The organism is Novosphingobium ovatum (genome assembly GCF_009909235.1).
In the GTDB taxonomy this organism is placed as follows: Bacteria; Pseudomonadota; Alphaproteobacteria; order Sphingomonadales; family Sphingomonadaceae; genus Novosphingobium; species Novosphingobium ovatum.
In genome coordinates this window covers 307206-325323 of sequence record NZ_JAAAPO010000005.1, presented here as the reverse complement: position 1 = coordinate 325323, position 18118 = coordinate 307206, and the positions used below count along the sequence as shown (strand labels likewise).

Annotated in this window: 14 protein-coding genes; 5 read left to right on the top strand and 9 right to left on the bottom strand. The window is 63.1% G+C overall.

Translation table 11 applies throughout. The annotated features are described in order from the left end of the window. Nucleotides 1-8 precede the first annotated feature (8 nt). The 5 genes from GTZ99_RS13880 to GTZ99_RS13860 form a co-directional block, all read right to left on the bottom strand. Nucleotides 9-1208 carry a glycosyltransferase family 4 protein gene (locus GTZ99_RS13880; RefSeq protein WP_161719847.1) on the bottom strand — a complete coding sequence of 400 codons (1200 nt, stop codon included), beginning with the start codon at nucleotides 1206-1208 and terminating at the stop codon, nucleotides 9-11. A 282-nt stretch (nucleotides 1209-1490) separates the two neighbouring features. Further along, a complete protein-coding gene (locus GTZ99_RS13875) occupies nucleotides 1491-2429 on the bottom strand; it encodes a GDP-L-fucose synthase family protein (protein ID WP_161719845.1) in 939 nt (312 codons plus the stop codon). Between the two features lie 24 nt (nucleotides 2430-2453). After that, a complete protein-coding gene (locus GTZ99_RS13870) occupies nucleotides 2454-3017 on the bottom strand; it encodes an LptA/OstA family protein (RefSeq protein ID WP_227711352.1) in 564 nt (187 codons plus the stop codon). Nucleotides 3018-3090: 73 nt separating this feature from the next. After that, a complete protein-coding gene (gene lptC, locus GTZ99_RS13865; RefSeq protein WP_161719843.1) occupies nucleotides 3091-3600 on the bottom strand; it encodes an LPS export ABC transporter periplasmic protein LptC in 510 nt (169 codons plus the stop codon). A gap of 125 nt (nucleotides 3601-3725) precedes the next feature. Beyond that, nucleotides 3726-4349, bottom strand: coding sequence for a ribonuclease D (locus GTZ99_RS13860; RefSeq protein WP_161719841.1), 624 nt, complete (start codon nucleotides 4347-4349; stop codon nucleotides 3726-3728). A 65-nt stretch (nucleotides 4350-4414) separates the two neighbouring features. Between GTZ99_RS13860 and ung the strand changes: the two genes are divergently transcribed. Both ung and GTZ99_RS13850 read left to right on the top strand, forming a co-directional pair. Then, the gene (gene ung / locus GTZ99_RS13855) at nucleotides 4415-5101 is read left to right on the top strand and encodes a uracil-DNA glycosylase (RefSeq protein WP_161719839.1); all 687 of its coding nucleotides are present in this window, start codon (nucleotides 4415-4417) and stop codon (nucleotides 5099-5101) included. A gap of 19 nt (nucleotides 5102-5120) precedes the next feature. Continuing rightward, nucleotides 5121-6125, top strand: coding sequence for an NAD-dependent epimerase/dehydratase family protein (locus tag GTZ99_RS13850; protein ID WP_227711351.1), 1005 nt, complete (start codon nucleotides 5121-5123; stop codon nucleotides 6123-6125). A gap of 116 nt (nucleotides 6126-6241) precedes the next feature. Here GTZ99_RS13850 and GTZ99_RS13845 read toward each other — a convergent pair whose 3' ends face one another. From GTZ99_RS13845 to GTZ99_RS13830, 4 genes are all read right to left on the bottom strand, one after another. Beyond that, entirely contained in the window at nucleotides 6242-7678 is a 1437-nt protein-coding gene (locus tag GTZ99_RS13845) for a glutamate synthase subunit beta (protein ID WP_161719835.1), read from the bottom strand. A gap of 26 nt (nucleotides 7679-7704) precedes the next feature. Beyond that, the gene (gltB, locus tag GTZ99_RS13840; protein WP_161719833.1) at nucleotides 7705-12345 is read right to left on the bottom strand and encodes a glutamate synthase large subunit; all 4641 of its coding nucleotides are present in this window, start codon (nucleotides 12343-12345) and stop codon (nucleotides 7705-7707) included. A gap of 250 nt (nucleotides 12346-12595) precedes the next feature. Then, entirely contained in the window at nucleotides 12596-13855 is a 1260-nt protein-coding gene (locus GTZ99_RS13835; protein WP_161719831.1) for a hypothetical protein, read from the bottom strand. A 45-nt stretch (nucleotides 13856-13900) separates the two neighbouring features. Then, on the bottom strand, nucleotides 13901-15139 hold the full coding sequence (locus GTZ99_RS13830) for a TIGR04063 family PEP-CTERM/XrtA system glycosyltransferase (RefSeq protein ID WP_161719829.1): 1239 nt from the start codon (nucleotides 15137-15139) through the stop codon (nucleotides 13901-13903). Nucleotides 15140-15289: 150 nt separating this feature from the next. On the opposite strand from GTZ99_RS13830, the gene GTZ99_RS13825 reads away from it, so the two are divergent. Genes GTZ99_RS13825 through GTZ99_RS13815 form a run of 3 tightly spaced genes read left to right on the top strand, consistent with a single transcriptional unit; the run spans nucleotide 15290 to nucleotide 18096 of the window. Then, complete coding sequence (locus GTZ99_RS13825) at nucleotides 15290-15487, top strand: hypothetical protein (protein ID WP_161719827.1); 198 nt, start codon at nucleotides 15290-15292, stop codon at nucleotides 15485-15487. Further along, the gene (locus GTZ99_RS13820; protein WP_161719826.1) at nucleotides 15480-16892 is read left to right on the top strand and encodes a putative O-glycosylation ligase, exosortase A system-associated; all 1413 of its coding nucleotides are present in this window, start codon (nucleotides 15480-15482) and stop codon (nucleotides 16890-16892) included. Before GTZ99_RS13825 ends, GTZ99_RS13820 begins: the two co-directional genes overlap by 8 nt. 55 nt (nucleotides 16893-16947) lie before the next feature. Next, nucleotides 16948-18096 carry an acyltransferase family protein gene (locus GTZ99_RS13815; protein ID WP_161719824.1) on the top strand — a complete coding sequence of 383 codons (1149 nt, stop codon included), beginning with the start codon at nucleotides 16948-16950 and terminating at the stop codon, nucleotides 18094-18096. Nucleotides 18097-18118: the final 22 nt, after the last annotated feature.

The following is an 18118-nucleotide window of genomic DNA, read 5'->3' as shown; positions in this document are numbered from 1 at the left end:
CGTACTCCTTAGGGCGCCCGGCCATGCGGCAGGCGGGCAATCAGTGTTTCAAACTTGTCGGCGATGAGGCCAATATCGAATGTGCGCGCAGCATAGGCGCGACCCTTTTCGCCCATGCTCGCCCGAAGGTCCGCATCAGCGGCCAGTTCGGCGGCATGCGCCATGAACGCGGCGCGCTCTTTGGGCGGTGCGACACGACCGGCATCGTTGGCTTCCAGCAGGCGCGCGGCCAGATTTTCACCCGGCATCGAGGCCAGAATCGGGCGGCCAACCGCCAGATAGGTCAGGATCTTGGAGGGGACGCAATACACCCCGGCCTCCGCCTCGATGATCGCGACAAACACGTCCGCGCCAGACAGCATCTTGGGCAGGTCGGCAAAGGACACCCAGGGGTGGACAGTCAGATTGGTGACACCTGCCGCCTGTGCGTCGCGCGCCAGACCGCTGGCCGGATCGCCTTCGGAAAAGACATGGACATGGGCGTCAGGCTGGCGCTGGGCCAGTTCCAGCAACAGGCTGGGATCGTGCTTGTAACCGAGCGTACCGGAATAGACGAAGCGCAGCTTGTCCGGGTGCATGTTGGCCCGCGCCCATTCGTTCTCGCGGGGGAAGCTGGGCAACTCGTCCAGCGGCGCCCAGTTCTCGATCACGTCGATCTTGTCGGTGGAGATGCCCTTGTCCGCCAGAATCTGGCGAAAATCCGAAGTGATCGCCACAATACGATCGCTGCTGGCGAGCATCTTGAATTCCAGCCAGCGATAAAAGGCGGCGACCAGATGGCCCAGCACCGGCAATTTGCGCGGCACCACATGGCTGATGCCAAAGGAATAGATGTCCTGCAGCCAGAACACGAAATCGGCTCCGACCTCGCGCGCGGCCTTTTGGAAAATGCGCTGGGTGTCCAGCGGCGTGTTCGACGAGATCACAATGTCGGGCTGAAATTCGCGCAGCTTCGCGGCCAAAGCATGGCCGACCTCGATCTCTTGCTGACGGCGGCGGACAAAGGCCATTTTGCGAAAGGTTTCGCGGGTGTTGACATAGGTGATGTCAAACCCTGCCGGATCGCTTTCGCTGCGGACGAGATTGCCCTTTGGCGTCTGAAAACCGGCGAAAAACATGTGCAGAACCTGATGTCCGCGCCGCGCCAACTCTCGAGACAGTTGTACCTGAAAGGGATGTCCGCAATAGTCCGAGATCAAGATTTTCATGACTGACCTTGAAAGGCTGAACGCAAAATTCTTTGGCCTCTATCACCATGTCAGCCCGCCTTAGATTAGGCCGATAAATCGAATTTGCCTCGATTCTGTCGGTCAAAGCTTTGCAGCGAACTATTTGCCGGCGATATTGCACTTGCGAAAGGTTCTAGCCTCGTGAGGCCGTTTGGCAAGGGAAATTTACGAGCAAGCACCTAGTGGGCAGGTCAATTTGGTACATTGTTAAGAGGTGGGCAGCCCATTTGTGGACGCGTGGATGGCTCAAATGGCCGTTGTTCAGTCCAGCGCGAACCGTTCGAGAAAGTCGGCGTAGGTGCCTGCCAGTCCGGTTCGCAAATCAATGCGCGGTATCCAGCCCAACGCCCGCAACCGGTCCGAAGACATCAGTTTTTGCATCGTTCCGTCGGGTTTGTCCAGATCATGCAGGATCTTGCCGTGATAGCTGATGGTTTCCATAACCATAAGGGTTAGATCGATAATTGATACGTCACTGCCATAGCCAACGTTGACGTGTTCGTCGCCAGCATGGTGTTGCAGCAGGTGAACGCAGGCGTCGGCACAATCGTCGACATGGAGCAATTCCCGCCGCGGTCGACCGCTGCCCCAGACGACCACCGGTTCACCAATCTGGCTAGCTTCATGCACCTTGCGGATGATAGCTGGCACGACATGCGATGTGGTTGCATCATACTTGTCGCCTGGACCATATAAGTTCGTCGGTAGAGCGGAGATATAGGCCCGGCCATACTGCCTGCTATAGGCCTGTGCCAGCGCCATGCCGGCAATTTTGGCAATGGCATAGCCATGGTGGGAGGGATCAAACGGCCCGGTCAACAAGGCGGACTCGTGAATGGGCATGGCGGTTTGGGCCGGGTACACCGCCGACGAGCTGATGAACACAGCACGGTCGACATCGCAGGCATGCGCGGCGGCCAGAATGGCTGTGCCGATCTGCAGATTATCCAGCAGGAATTCCACCGGCTGCATGCGGTGGGCCATGATCCCGCCGGCCTTGGCCGATGCGATGATCACCGCGTCTGGCCGTGTTGACTGTACCCAGCGCAGCACCGCGGCGCCATCGCGCTGGTCCAGCTGGGCACGATCCACCGTCAGGATTTCGCAATCCTCACGCGACAGCCGCCGCACCAGCGCTGATCCCAGCATGCCACGATGGCCCGCTACCCAGACCTTTTTGCCTTGGAGATCAAATGTCATCGCGCGCCACTCCAGGTGGTCGGCTCAGTCCTTCTTCTTGACGTTGAAGGTACCCTTGACGCGGCCCCCTGCCGCTCCTTCGGCAGAGGACTGGCCCACGAATTGCGAGGTATGCTGATCCAGATCGATCACCAGACGCCCGCCAGTGCCGTTGGCGCGGGCATTTTGCAGCCGCACATTGCCCGCAACGGTGATCACGCGGCGCGCAAAATCATAGACCGCAACATCGCCCCACACCTTTTCATCGCCGCGCAGGATTTCGACGTTGCCGGTGGCAACAATGCGATCAATCTTCACATCGCCATAATTGCCGTTGCCGCCGGTATAGGAAACAATCGTCCTGGCTGCACGCAGCCGCAGGTCCTTTTGTGTGATGTCGACATTGCCCGACAACATCACCCTTTGGGCTTTGTCCAATACCTCGATACGGTCGGCGGCATAGTCGACCGGGGCGCTGCTGTCGTGGCGGGCCACGTCCTGCGCAGGTGTTGGGCTGGCGCTCCCGCCAAAGGCAAGGGCCATGATGCAGACCGGCAGGCTGGCACGGCGCAGGCGGCGCATCAAATGGCGGTGGGGTGCAAAAGACATGGGCTGTCCTTAACCGAAGGCGGAAAGGTGGTGAAGCTGCTTTTTTACCTTATCGCGCCGCGTCGGTTCAGGCCTATTGCATGCGCAGCCGCGCGCGGCCGTCCAGCACGACATGATGGGTGTCCAGATCGACCGACATGCTTTGTGCCGAAAACGTCCCGGTGGGCAATGTGCCTGTGACGCCACCATCGGCAAACGCCTTGCGGGTTTTGATGTCGATGGTCACGCCGCTGGTCTGCAGCTTGTACCCGCCGCTTTCGGAAAAGCGGGTAGGGCCGGCCACCTGCAGCTTTTCCTTGTCGATGAAATACCGCGCGGAGGGGGCTTCGACCGAGGCCAGGCCGTTGGTCATGTTCAGGCTGGCGTGCAGTTCGCGCATTTCCAGAATGGCGTCATGGGCCGAATGCTGCAGGGCCTGCCCCGCGCTAAGCGTAAAGGCGCGCCCACGATCATCGGTGCCGCGATATACCGCGCCCGTCACGGCAAAGCGTTCGTGTGTCAGGGCGACTTTGTTGCGGTCGAGCAGAAATGACACTTCGCTATGGGGAAAGAGCGGGCTGATCACCATAGCCGCGGTGATCATCCCTGCTATCGCTGGCAAAATGCCCGCCCACCGCCGGATCCGTTGGTCCTGCAAACCGCCAGGCGCCGCCTTGGCGCGGCGGCTCTGGCGCAATTGGTCGGCTTTCGCAGTCATGCCCGGGCGGATCAGGCGGCTTCGTGGCTGAAGATGTCGTGGTCAGGCCAGCCCGCCAGATCCAGCGTGGCGCGGTGCGGCAAAAAGTCGAAACAGGCCTGTGCCAAGGCGGTGCGGCCTTCCCGCTCCAGTCGCGTGGCCAGAATGGCCTGCGCCGCATGCAGATAGCGCACGTCGCTGGCGGCATATTCGCGCTGTGCATCGGACAGTTCAGCGCCGCCCCAATCGCTCGATTGTTGCTGCTTGCTCAATTCCTTGCCCAGCAGTTCGCGCACCAGATCCTTCAGTCCGTGGCGGTCGGTATAGGTGCGTACCAGCTTGCTGGCGATCTTGGTGCAGAACACAGGGGCCGCCACCACGCCCAGATAGTGCTGGATCGCGGCGATGTCGAAGCGGGCGAAGTGGTAAATCTTCAAACGCTCGGGATCGGCCAGAACCGCCCGCAGATTGGGCGCTGCATAATCGCTGCCCGGCTTGAAGCGGACGAGATGCTCATCCCCCTTGCCATCGGCGATCTGGACGACGCACAGCCGGTCGCGGGCCGTGATCAGGCCCATGGTTTCGGTATCCACCGCAACCGGGCCGGGAGCCAGCACGCCTTCGGGGAGATCTTCTTCGTGGAGATAGACAGCCATTGTGCCAAGGTGTTTAGGACGAAGCGGCACGGCTGAAAAGCCCTGAATAGGCGGGAAAGCAGATTATGACGGCAAGGGAGGCAGTTCCCACCAGTTGGCGAGCGGCGCTGGATCCGGTTCTTGCCTCGCCGGAATCGCGCCGCTTGGGCGATTTTCTGGGCGCGGAAGAGGCTGCGGGCAAGGTCATCTATCCTTCTCGCGGTCAGCGGCTGGCGGCGCTGGAAATGACACCGCTGGATGCGGTCAAGGTGGTGATTTTGGGGCAGGATCCCTATCACGGGCCGGGACAGGCGCACGGGCTGGCCTTCTCGGTGCAAAAGGGTGTGCGCGTGCCGCCCAGTTTGGCCAATATCTACAAGGAGTTGCAGTCAGACATCGGCTTTGTCGCGCCGGGGCATGGTGATCTGTCGGCATGGGCGCAACAGGGCGTGCTGCTGTTGAACAACGCCTTGACTGTCGAGCAGGGGCAGGCCGGATCGCATCAGCGCAAAGGGTGGGAAGCCATCACCGATGCCTGTGTGGCGGCGGTGGCCAGTGGGCGTCACCCTTGCGTCTTCATGCTGTGGGGCAGTCACGCCCAGAAAAAGGCCGCTCGCGTGCCGGGGCTGAACGATGGGCGGCATCTGGTGCTTCGAGCGCCGCACCCCAGCCCGCTGTCCGCGCATCATGGCTGGTTCGGTAGCCGCCATTTTTCGCAGGCCAATGCTTTTTTGGTCGCGCAAGGACGCGGGGCGATTGACTGGAGCCTGTAACGCCAATGACCGTGCCGCGATGGCAGGCGGAGAAGACGCGCGACAGAACGGAGCATTGCGGATGAAGGTTTTGGTACTGGGCGCGCGCGGTTTCATCGGCGGAGAGATCGTTCAACGGCTCGCCGCTGACCCGGCAATCGAGGTGATTCCCGCTGGGCGTGGCGCCCCTGCGCAAATCGACGGTGCATGGTCCCGATACCGGGCGTTTGATCTACATCGGCCTCTGGATTGGGCGGCCGCGATGGCCGGGTGCGATGCGATCATCAACTGCACCAAATTCCCCCAAGGCGAGGACGCCAACCAGCGTCTGATGCAAGCCATGATCGAGGCAGCGCGGCAGGCGGGGGTGCGGCGGCTGATCCATTTCAGTTCGATGTCGGCGTTTGGCTCCGCCAATGCCGCCGTGATAGACGAGGAGACGGTGCCTGTGGCGCCGTTCTCGGCCTATGGGCGGGACAAGCTGTTGACCGAACAGGTCTGTGCCGATCACGCTGGCCAAGGTCTGTCGATCCTCGTCTTGCGGCCCACGCTGGTCTATGGTCCGGGCGGGCTGCAGTGGTATGACTATTTCGTCAACGCGCTGCGGCGTGGACGGTTGCGACGGTTGCGGCGTAATGGCGATGGGGTGGCCAATCTGGTGTATGTCGGCGATGTGGCGCGTCTGTGCCGCGATGCGCTGGATCGCGATCTCCCGCCCTATGCCATGATGGTGGTGAACGGGCCTGACCTTATCACTTTCAACGACTATTTTGCGCTGTTGGCGCGCAAGTTGATGGGGCAGGAACTGGCGTGGCTTGATCGTTCACGCCGGGTCTGGAATTTGCGCCGTGTCCTGTTCCGACTGATGCGCAAGGCGGGGCAGCGGTTACCGGCACTGCGCGCCATTGCCGAAGCGCATATTTTCGCTTTGGAACCATGGGTTGCCTATACGGCGCCCAGCCATTATCAAAGCGCGGTGGCCGAAGGGCTGGGCTTGAACCTGCGCGAACCCATTGCGACAGTGCTGGACCGGCTGGCAGGGTAATCCGCCGCGCATGGCACGGTGGTTCATGTCGATGCGTTCCGTCAAACAGCACCACACAACAAAGGCGCGAGAGGTTGCCCTCCCGCGCCTGCATTGTTCCTATGGGCTGACGGTGATCAGCGCGGCAGTTCGGTTGCCCCCATCAGCGCCAGATCGACCGCGCGGGCTGCCTGACGGCCTTCGCGGATCGCCCAGACGACCAAAGACTGACCACGGCGCATGTCGCCGCAGGCAAAGATCATCGGGTCGCTGGTCAGATAGTCATTGGTATTGGCGGCCACATTGCCACGGCCGTCCAGCGCCACACCGGCCTGATCCAGCAGACCGGCCTTCTTGGGCCCGACAAAGCCCATGGCCAGCAGGATCAGATCGGCCTTCAGCGTGAATTCGCTGCCGGCGACTTCCTGCATCTTGCCATCGACCCATTCCACGCGGACGCAATCCAGACCGGTGACGATGCCGTTTTCGCCCACGACGCGCTTGGTCAGCACGGCGAATTCGCGCACGCAGCCCTCGTCATGGCTGGTCGAGGTACGCAGCTTGAGCGGCCAGTTGGGCCAGCTCAAGGACTTGTTTTCCTTGACCGGGGGCTGGGGCATGATTTCCAGCTGGGTCACGCTGGCCGCGCCCTGACGGTTGGACGTGCCAACGCAGTCGCTGCCGGTGTCACCACCGCCGATCACCACGACATGCTTGCCCGTGGCGGTCAGGCTGCCACGCGGAGCGGCGCGGATTTCATCGTCGCCGGCCACGCGCTTGTTCTGCTGCGTCAGGAATTCCATGGCGAAACGCACGCCCGGCATTTCAAAGCCGGGGATGTTCAGGCCGCGCGGTTCTTCCGAACCACCAGCCAGCACGATCGCGTCAAAGTTTTCCTTCAGCGATTCGACCGACACGTGCACGCCTACCTCGGTCGAGGTGCGGAACGAAACGCCCTCGGCCTCCATCTGCACCATGCGGCGGTTGATCAGATGCTTTTCCATTTTGAAGTCGGGGATGCCGTAACGCATCAGACCACCCACACGGTCGCTCTTTTCAAACACCGTGACCGAGTGGCCAGCGCGAGCCAGCTGCTGGGCAGCAGCCAGACCCGCCGGGCCCGAACCCACCACCGCGACAGACTTGCCGGTCTTGTTGGCGGGCACCTGCGGCACGATCCAGCCGTTCTGCCACCCCTTGTCGACGATGGCGCATTCGATCGACTTGATCGTCACGGCCTGGTCGACGATGTTCAGCGTGCAGGCCGCCTCGCACGGGGCGGGGCAGATGCGGCCGGTGAACTCGGGGAAGTTGTTGGTCGAATGCAGCACTTCAAGCGCATTCTGCCAATCGCCTTCATAGGTCAGGTGGTTCCAGTCCGGGATGATGTTGTTCACCGGACAGCCGTTGTGACAATAGGGAATGCCGCAGTTCATGCAACGCGAAGCCTGCGCCTTGAGCGCGGTCTCGTCATGCGCGATCACGAATTCCTTATAGTGCTTCACGCGGCTGCCCGGGTCCGCATAGGTGCGGTCCTGGCGGTCAAGCTCGAGAAAGCCGGTTTCCTTGCCCATCGTGTAAAGTCCTTCTTTCTCGAAACTTATTCAGCAGCCACGGTCTGCGCGGCAAGGCGCTCGGCCTCGAACTGACGCAGGGCGCGGGCATAATCGCGTGGCATGACCTTGACGAACTTGGCCAGCGCTGCGTCCCAATTGTCCAGCAGCTCGGCCGCGCGCTTGCTGCCGGTGTGCAGCTTGTGACGCTCCAGCAGGATGCGCAGACGGTCCGCGTCGTGACGCAGCATGTCGCCCATGCCCAGATCGTTGACCGAAACAGTGCGCTGCTGCGGACGGCCAGCGCCATCCTCCACATCACCGGCCGGATCGATCGGCAGCAGGTCTACCTGTGCCGGGTTCACCAGATCGGCAAAGTTGCCAGCCTCGTCATAGACATAGGCCACACCGCCCGACATGCCCGCAGCAAAGTTGCGCCCGGTCTGACCCAGCACAACCACGACGCCACCGGTCATGTATTCACAGCCATGGTCACCGGTGCCTTCGACAACAGCGATCGCGCCCGAGTTGCGGACGGCAAAGCGCTCACCGGCCACGCCGCTCAGGAACGCCTCGCCGCTGATCGCGCCGTACAGCACCGTGTTGCCCACGATGATGTTCTGGGTTGCCTCGCGGTTGACGTAGCTGGGCTGCTTGACGATCACGCGACCGCCCGACAGGCCCTTGCCGACATAGTCATTGCCGTCGCCCGTCAGTTCCAACGTCACGCCATGTGCCAGGAAAGCGCCAAACGACTGACCCGCCGTGCCGGTCAGGGCGACGTGGATCGTGTTGTCCGGCAGGCCAGCATGGCCATACTTCTTGGCGACTTCGCCCGACAGCATTGCGCCAACGGTACGGTTGACGTTGATCACCTTGCGCTCGATGCGCACGGCTTCACCCTTTTCCAAGGCCGGGGCCGCAGCCGCGATCAGGTCGTTGTCCAGCGCCGCTTCCAGACCGTGGTCCTGCGTCTCGCTCCAGTTCAGGCTGGGCGAGCTGCCCTCGGGCACCTGATGCAGCAGGCGCGACAGGTCGACGCCCTGCGCCTTCCAGTGGCTGATCGCCTTCTTCATGTTCAGGCGGTCAACGCGGCCCACCATTTCGGCAACCGTGCGGAAGCCCATCTCGGCCATGATCGCGCGCAGCTCTTCGGCGACGAAGAAGAAGTAGTTGATCACGTGTTCCGGCTGGCCGGTAAAGCGGGCGCGCAGGACGGGATCCTGCGTGGCAACGCCCACCGGGCAGGTGTTCAGATGGCACTTGCGCATCATGATGCAGCCGGCCGCGATCAGCGGCGCGGTGGCAAAGCCGAACTCGTCCGCGCCCAGCAGGGCGGCGACCGCCACGTCGCGGCCCGTGCGCAGGCCGCCATCGGCCTGCACGCAGATGCGCGAACGCAGATTGTTCAGCAACAGCGTCTGCTGCGTTTCGGCCAGACCGATTTCCCACGGCGAACCGGCGTGCGTCAGCGAGGTCAGCGGTGAAGCGCCCGTGCCACCTTCATAGCCCGAGATCGTCACATGGTCGGCGCGCGCCTTGGACACGCCCGCGGCCACCGTGCCCACGCCCACTTCCGACACCAGCTTGACCGAGACGCGCGCGCCCTGGTTGACGTTCTTCAGGTCGTGGATCAGCTGTGCCAGATCCTCGATCGAATAGATGTCATGGTGCGGCGGCGGCGAGATCAGGCCCACGCCCGGAGTCGAGTGGCGGGTCTTGCCGATGGTCTTGTCGACCTTGTCACCGGGCAGCTGGCCACCTTCGCCGGGCTTGGCACCCTGCGCCATCTTGATCTGGATGTCGTCGGCATTGACCAGATATTCGGTCGTCACGCCAAAGCGGCCCGAGGCCACCTGCTTGATCGCCGAACGCAGGTTGCGGCCATCGGGCATCGGCTTGAAGCGGGCGGGATCTTCGCCGCCTTCACCGGTGTTCGACTTGCCGCCGATCTGGTTCATGGCCGCCGCCAGCGTGGTGTGCGCTTCCCAGCTGATCGAGCCATAGGACATGGCGCCCGTGGCGAAACGCTTGACGATCTCGCTGGCGGGTTCAACCTCGCTGATGTCCAGCGCCTTGTCGGCCGCCTTCAGCTCCATCAAGCCGCGGATCGTGAGCATGCGCTCCGACTGCTCGTTGATGGTTTCGGCGAATTCCTTGTACTTGGCCGGAATATTGCCGCGCACCGCATGCTGCAGGCTGGCGATGTTGGTCGCGGTCCACGCGTGCTCTTCGCCGCGCAGACGCAGGCCATACATGCCGCCCACGTCCAGCATGTTCTTGTAGATCGGGTTGTTGCCATAGGCCGCAGCATGGCGACGCACGGTTTCTTCCGCGACTTCCTTGATGCCCACACCCTCGATGGTGGTGGCGGTGCCGGTGAAATAGGCGTCGATGAACGCGCTCGACAGGCCGATGGCGTCAAAGATCTGCGCGCCGCAATAGGACTGATAGGTGCTGATGCCCATCTTGGACATGACCTTCAGGATGCCCTTGCCCACGGCCTTGATGTAGTTCTTCTTCACCGCCTTGGCGTCCAGCGCCAAGCCCTTCTTGACGCGGATATCTTCCAGCGTTTCAAAGGCGACATAGGGGTTGATCGCTTCGGCGCCATAGCCGGCCAGCACGCAGAAGTGGTGCACTTCGCGCGCTTCGCCGGTTTCGACCACCAGACCCGCCTGCATGCGCAGACCCTGACGCACCAGATGGTGGTGCACCGCAGCCGTCGCCAGCAAAGCAGGCATGGGCACGCGGTCGGGGCCCTGCGCGCGGTCGGACAGGATCAGAATGTTGTGATCGGCCAGCACCGCTTCGGTCGCGGCCCAGCACATTTCCTTGATCGCCTGTTCCAGACCCTCGGCGCCCGCATTGGCGTCCCAGGTGGTGTCGATCGTGGCGGTGCGGAATGCCCCGTCCAGCGCCGCCTCGACGCTGCGGATCTTGGCCACGTCCTCGTTGGTCAGGATCGGCTGGTCGATTTCCAGGCGCTTGTGGCTGCCCGCTTCCTTGCCCAACAGGTTGGGACGCGGACCGATCATGCTGACCAGCGACATGACCAGTTCCTCGCGGATCGGGTCGATCGGCGGGTTGGTGACCTGCGCAAAGTTCTGCTTGAAGTAATCGTACAGCAGGCGCGAACGGTTCGACAGCACCGCAATCGGCGTGTCGGTGCCCATCGAGCCGATCGGGTCCTCACCCTTGGCGCCCATCGGCTCCAGGAACTTGGACACGTCTTCCTGCGTATAGCCAAAGGCCTGCTGGCGGTCGAGCAGAGTGGTGGTCTCGATCGGCAGCTGGGCCAGCTCCGGCTCGACGACTTCCAGTTCCTTGAGGTTGTACTGCGCCGCGCCCAGCCATTCCTCATAAGGTTCGGCCGAGGCCAGCGAGGCCTTGATCTCTTCGTCCTCGATGATGCGGCCCTGCTCGAAATCGATCAGCAGCATACGGCCGGGCTGGAGGCGCCACTTGCGGACGATCTTCTCCTCGGGGATCGGCAGAACGCCGCTTTCCGACGCCATCACCACCAGATCATCGTCGGTCACCAGGAAGCGGGCCGGACGCAGACCGTTGCGGTCCAGCGTGGCACCGATCTGGCGGCCATCGGTGAACGCGACGGCAGCCGGACCATCCCAAGGCTCCATCAGCGCGGCGTGGTATTCATAGAACGCGCGACGTTCCGCCGACATCAACGGGTTGCCCGCCCATGCTTCCGGGATCAGCATCATCATCGCGTGAACCAAGCTGTAGCCACCGGCCACCAGCAGTTCCAGCGCGTTGTCCAGACACGCCGTGTCCGACTGACCATGCGGGATCAGCGGCCACATCTTGTCCAGATCGGGGCCCAGCAGTTCGCTCTGCATGGTGCGGCGGCGGGCGTTCATCCAGTTGACGTTGCCGCGCACGGTGTTGATTTCGCCGTTATGCGCGATGAAGCGGAACGGATGGGCCAGCTTCCAGCTGGGGAAGGTGTTGGTGCTGAAACGCTGGTGCACCAGACCCAGCGCCGAAACGCACAGCGGGTTGACCAGATCGTTATAGAAACCGCCCACCTGCGTGGCCAGCAGCAGCCCCTTGTACACGATCGTGCGCGACGAGAACGAGGGCATGTACAGCTCGTTCAGGCCGGGCAGGCCGTGCTTTTCCGCCAAGGCCGACAGCGGGTTCTGGGTCTGCTTGCGGATGGCCAGAATCTTGCGCTCAAAGGCGTTCTGATCGGGGCAGTTGTCGCCACGGCCGACGATGCACTGGCGGATCACCGGCATCGATTCGATCACGGTCTTGCCCAGACCATCCAGATTGACCGGCACATCGCGCCAGCCGACCAGCTTCTGGCCTTCCTTGGCGATGAACTTCTCGAAATGATCGACAACGAAATCGCGCGCCGCCGCATCCTGCGGCAGGAAACACATCGCCACGGCATAGTCGCCCGGCTGCGGCAGTTCGACGCCGGCACCCTGCGCCCAGTCGCGCAGCAGCGCGTCGGGCAGCTGAATCAGGATGCCCGCACCATCGCCCAGCAACGGGTCGGCGCCCACCGCACCGCGATGGTCGATGTTTTTCAGAATTTCGAGCGCCTGGGTAATGATCGAATGGCTTTTCGCACCCTTGATATGGGCGACAAAACCGACACCGCACGCGTCATGTTCGTTACGCGGATCATAAAGGCCCTGGCCTTCCGGAAATCCCATCGACTCACTTTCCTGCATAAGCAGAGACTGCCGTTTTGCGAGCGACAGCCTCTCACCTGAACCTGTTTTGGAACGCGAATCGCAGCCGCGCGAAGCGGCGCAGATTGCGCAATATTCCCCATGGCGACTGGACGCTCCTTTTGCAACCGCAAAGGCCCCCGCAAGGCATAAACCCGTATGCGGAGGCACAAATTGTTTGGGCAGAGCTACCCAAAACGGCAGGTTTTGACTGACGGAAAGGCCGAATCGGTTACTTTATGTCCTGCAAACCGGCCAGCGCCTCCCGCAGTGCGGCATCCGACGCGGCGGGGGCAAGGGCGTTCAGCGCCAGATCGATGCGATCGACCGACATGGGGCAGGCATCGTCAACTTCGGACGGATCGGGCACGTCATTGGCGGGCAGACCGGGCAACGGGCGGGCCTTGGCCAACTGGCGTTCACGGCGGCGCTCCATGGCGATCGCCAGACGTTCCAGCAACTCGACATGCGAGAGTTCGTCCAGCGGGGCGCTGGCAATATGTTCGGCCGCGGTCGGGCCGCTGGCGACGGGGAAACCGGCGCTCAGTGCCGAAGGGGCGCGTTCGCCGCCTGACGCATCAGGGGCGTCGACGGTGGTCAGGGGGGCGGCATCTGCCGGTGTTTCGATCATGACGGGGGCCTCAACCGGCGCGGCCTCAATGGCCTGGGGGGCGGGCGTCAATACATCGATAACGGGCGCGCGCAACAATTCAGCCACCGGGGCGGTATCGGCAAGGGGTGCCGGAACGGGCGTGGCCACGGCCTCGGGCGCGGTGAATACTGGGCGCAGCGTAGGGGCAACGGGCTCCACCGGTGGGGTGGGCGCTGCTGTCGCCAGGGGCATTGCCGGTGCCAGAGGCGGCGGCGCGCTCATCGCGGTGGCGCCAATCGCGGCCTGCCACAGGGGTGAGGGTATCGCTTCAGTCGGGGCAGGGGCGGCCATCGCCGGTGTCATTGCCGGCGCTAGGGCTTGCGGCGCGGCAAAGGGCTGGTCGAACATTGGGGCATCAAATCCATCGGCGCCCAATTCCTCATGCGCGCGGATGGGCGCGCGCGGGGCCGGTTCGCTCTGCGGCTCGCGCTGGCGCGGCCAACTGTCGCGCGCAGCAGCAGCCACCGGCTGCGCGGGGGCATATGTGCCCTGCGCGGCATAGCCGCCTGGCGCTGTGTAATGTGTGGTTGGTTGGCTGGCCTGCCGGGCTAGCGCCTTGGCCGCCAGCCAGCCGATCAGCGCGCCCACCGCGCCAAAGGCCAGCGCCAACAGCAGCCGCGCCTTGAGGCCCAGCGGCGGCGTGGCCACGGTCAGCACCAGATCCAGATGGCTGGACAGCACGGCCTGCTCCAGCAATTCACCGCGGATGGCCAGCGTGGACAGGGCAAAGGTCGCCCCAAACCACACCGCGACCCCGGCATCAAAGAAGGGGTGTCGAATCAGGGCGGTCCAGCCCTGCCGCCGTGACTTGTCGCGTGCATAAGGATGATGACTGGCCACGTGCACCCCGTTAACTCGGACGGTGCGGGCGACTCGCTAGGAGTCTCAAGCAGCCGTCAACAGTTGGTTTACCTTATCCGGTGACAGGATTTGGTAAACATTGAGATAACGCTTGGCGTTGAAAGCCCAATCGTGGTTTTCACGTACATGGACAACACCGGCGTCGCGTCTTGCATCCCAATTGGACCGATCGGACAGCAATTGCGCCAAAGATTTGGCGCAGGCGGCCGGATCGTCGGGGGTAAACAGGGTGCCGGTGATGCCGTCGGTCATCAGTTCGCGGTGGCCGCCCACATCGGACGCCGCCACCAGCTTGCGCTGCGCCATCGCCTCCAACGGCTTTAGCGGCGTGACCAGATCGGTCAGGCGGCTTTTCTTGCGCGGATAGGCCATGATGTCGCACAGCGCGTAATAGCGCTCGACCTCTGCATGGGGGACGCGGCCGATGAAACGGATGGCGTCACGCGCCGGGCTGGCCTCGGCCTGGGCGCGCAAGGCGGCCTCCATCGGGCCGCCGCCGACCATCAGCAGGCGCGCATCGGGATGGGCCTCGATCAGCATCGGCATCGCCGCGATCAGATCGTCCAACCCTTCGTAGTCGTAAAAGCTGCCGATAAAGCCGATCACCGGGCAGGGGCGGCCATCCACCGTCAGGCCCAGTTCCTGCGCCAGTAGCGGGTCATAGGCCAGCGGGTCGCCAAACATGTGCAGATCCACGCCATTGGGCATGATGGTGATGCGGCGCGAATCATTGCCGCGCGCGATCAGATCCTGACGCAAGCCATCACAGATCGTCACCACCGCATCGGCGCCCGCTACCACGTGATTCTCCAGCGTGCGGGTGAGCATATATTTGACATCGCCCTGGCGGCCAGTGCCATTGCCCACCGCCGCATCCTCCCAAAAGGCGCGGATTTCGTAAACCAGCGGGATTTTCAATTTTCGCGCCACGCGCAGCGCCGCCATGCCGCACAGAGCGGGCGAATGGGCGTGCAGGATGTCGGGGCGCCATTCCTTGCACACCGCCTCGATCCCTTTGGCAAAGGCGCCGATCTCGCGCCATTCGCGCAGGCCCACCGGCCCCTTGGCCTCCCCGCGTGAGCGGTGGAAGGTCAGGCCATCGACCGTTTCCTCGTCCGGGCCTCCGGCCATGTGGCGCAGGCCCGTAACGCCGCGCACCTCGATGCCCAGTGCCTGTTGCGCCTTGAGGATCGCGCGCGTGCGGAAGGTATAGCCACTGTGCAGCGGCAGCGAATGGTCGAGGACGTGCAATACCCGTGTCATGGCGGATTTCCTAGGCGATAAAGGCTTAACGTCCCGTCAACCGCGGCCTGTTACGCCATGTCAGGATGGGTGGGCGCAGGTCTGCCTGATGCGTGCTGACCGATTCTGTCTGCCCCTGCCGGGCGGCTGCGTCGCTGTGGAGTTGATGCGATGATTGATATGTTCGCGATCGGACTGACCCATGCGCTGATGGCGCTGGTCGCGCTGCGCCTGTTGACGCGGGCCGATCTCGACCGTGATCCGCCACCGGGTGAAGCGCCGCAAATTGCGCCCCCGGCACCCGAAACGCGGCGCCCTGCCGGCATGATTGTGCGCAATCCGCTGAACGGAGGCCCCGACCATGCGTGATTTATTCTTGGCCGGGTTTTTGGCTTTTTTCCTGGCGATGGGGCTGCGCCGCCCGTTTTTGTGGGTGCTGGCTTATCTCTATATTGACATCGTCGCCCCGCAAAAGATCGCCTTTGGCTTTCTGACCTCGATTCCGGTGTCGTTGATCGTGTTCGTGATGGCGGTGGTCGGCTGGCTGTTCTTTGACAACAAGGAAGGCACGCGGCTCTCGCTGCGTCAGGGCTTGATCCTGACCTTGCTGGTCTATTGCTTTGCCACAACGATGAATGCGGCGTTTCCCACCTATGCGGCGGCGAAATGGGATTGGGTGTGGAAATCGCTGGTGTTTGCAGCCTTCCTGCCTTTGACACTGCGCACGCATTTGCGGCTGGAATCGGCGGCACTGGTCATGGTGCTCTCGGCCGCCGCGATCATCATCAATGGCGCGATCAAGACGCTGGCGGGCGGTGGCGGTTACGGCACGCTCAAGTTCCTGGTGAACGACAACACCGGCCTGTACGAAGGTTCGACGCTGGCCTGCGTCGCCATTGCGATCATCCCGCTGGTGTTGTGGCTGTCGAAATATGGCACCATCATCCCGGCCAGCAAACAGACGCGGATGTTTGCCTATGCGCTGGTGTTCTCGGCGCTGTTGATTCCGGTCGGCACCGAGGCGCGCACCGGCCTGTTGTGCATGGGATTGCTGGCGGTGCTGATGCTGCGTTCGGTCAAGTACCGCTTTGTCTATGTCGGGTTGATCGGTCTGGGCGCATTTCTTGCCACGACTGTGCTGCCCAACAGCTTTTCCAACCGCATGAACACCATTCAGAACAACCAGTCGGACCAGTCGGCCTCGACCCGTCTGGCGGTGTGGGGCTGGACGATTGGCTATGCGGCGGAGAATCCGTTCGGCGGCGGGTTTGATTCCTATCGTGGCAACCGCCTGTTGATCACCACCACCGATGCGGACAACAGCGGCAACACCGTGGTCGTGCGCAAGGACAAGGTGGAAGACAATGGCCGCGCCTTCCACTCGGCCTATTTCGAAATGCTGGGCGAGCAGGGCTGGCCGGGGCTGTTGCTGTGGCTGACGCTGCAATTGACCGGCATTCTGCAACTGGAGGGCGTGCAACGCCGATTGCGCCGCAGCGAGCACCCCAGCGACAAGCGTGATGCGGCGCTGGCGCTGGCGCTGCAACAGGGGCACTTCATCTATCTGCTGGGCGCGGCCTTTGTCGGCATCGCCTATCAGCCGTTTGTCTATATGTTGATCGGTCTGCAAATCGGGCTGGTGCAGATCGTGCGCCGCCGCAACGCCGCGCAGGACGCCCCCGGAGGCGGTCGCCGTATGGTGGTGCCGGGCGCCGTCAGCCCGGTTCAGCCCCCGGCTGGCGGACATGGCGTGACGCCAATGGGCATGGCCTGAAACCTTTGGCCGCCTGCGGGTGCGGGCGGCCGGACAATCACGCCGGTTTTGGGGAATGGGTGTGGGTGCGACACAAACGGATAATAGGGCGCCTCCGGTTTCGGGGCCGCGCCAATGGGCGGCGCTGACCGGCATACGCGGTATCGCGGCTTGGTTTGTGGTGCTTTACCACTTGCGCATGACCTTGGTGGACACGATGCCGGGCTGGTACATCCAGATGACGGCGCGCGGCTATCTGGCGGTGGATCTGTTCTTCATCCTGTCAGGGTTTGTGCTGTGGCACACCTATGGCGAACGGATGGAGGGCATTGATTGGGCCGGGGTGCGCCAGTTCTGGTGGCGGCGCATCGCGCGCATCTGGCCGCTGCATGCGGTGGTGCTGACTGGCTTTGTTGCTCTGGCGCTGGCGCTGGCGGTGACGGGGCGCGATACATCGTCCTATCCCTTTGCCGATCTGCCGCTGCATTACCTGCTGATGCAGAACTGGGGCTTTACCCGCGTGCTGGAATGGAACGATCCGGCATGGTCCATCAGTTGCGAGATGGCGGCCTATCTGGTGTTTCCGGCCGTGGCGCTGGTGGCGCCATGGCGGCGGCTGTCGGTGGGCGGGCTGATCGCGGTGGGGGCTGCGCTGATGGCGGCGATCTGGCTGTATTTCGCCATTCAGGGCACGCGCAAGCTGGGCTTTGACATCCCGCAACTGGGCTTGATGCGCTGTTTGCTGGAGTTCTGGACGGGCAATATCCTGCGCATGTTGTGGGGCCATTGGCACGAGCGACCGGGGGCTGCCTCGGCGGCGTGGATGGCGCTGTTTGCGCTGCTGGTGCTGTCGGCGGCGCTGGAACTGCCCGAAACGCTGGTCTGGCCGCCGGTGTTTGCCGCGCTGATCATGGCGCTGGCGCTGGACGATGGTCCGATCGCGCGGGTACTGGGCGGGCGAGTCCTGCACTATCTGGGCGAGATCAGCTACTCGACCTATTTGGTGCATTACCTGTTGTTCGTGGTGTTCAAACTGGCCTTTGTGCATCACATCGGCAGCAATGGCGCGCCGGCGATGGGGCTGGGACATCTGGCGGGGTTGGTGGCGCTGATCGTGCTGGCTTCGGTCGTGCTGTATCATGGCGTGGAAAAGCCCGCACAGGGTTGGATGAACGCCCTGCCCAAGCGGTGGCGCGCCGCAGGCCGGCCGGTGGTGGCCGAATGAGCGCCGTCCGTTTCACGCCGTA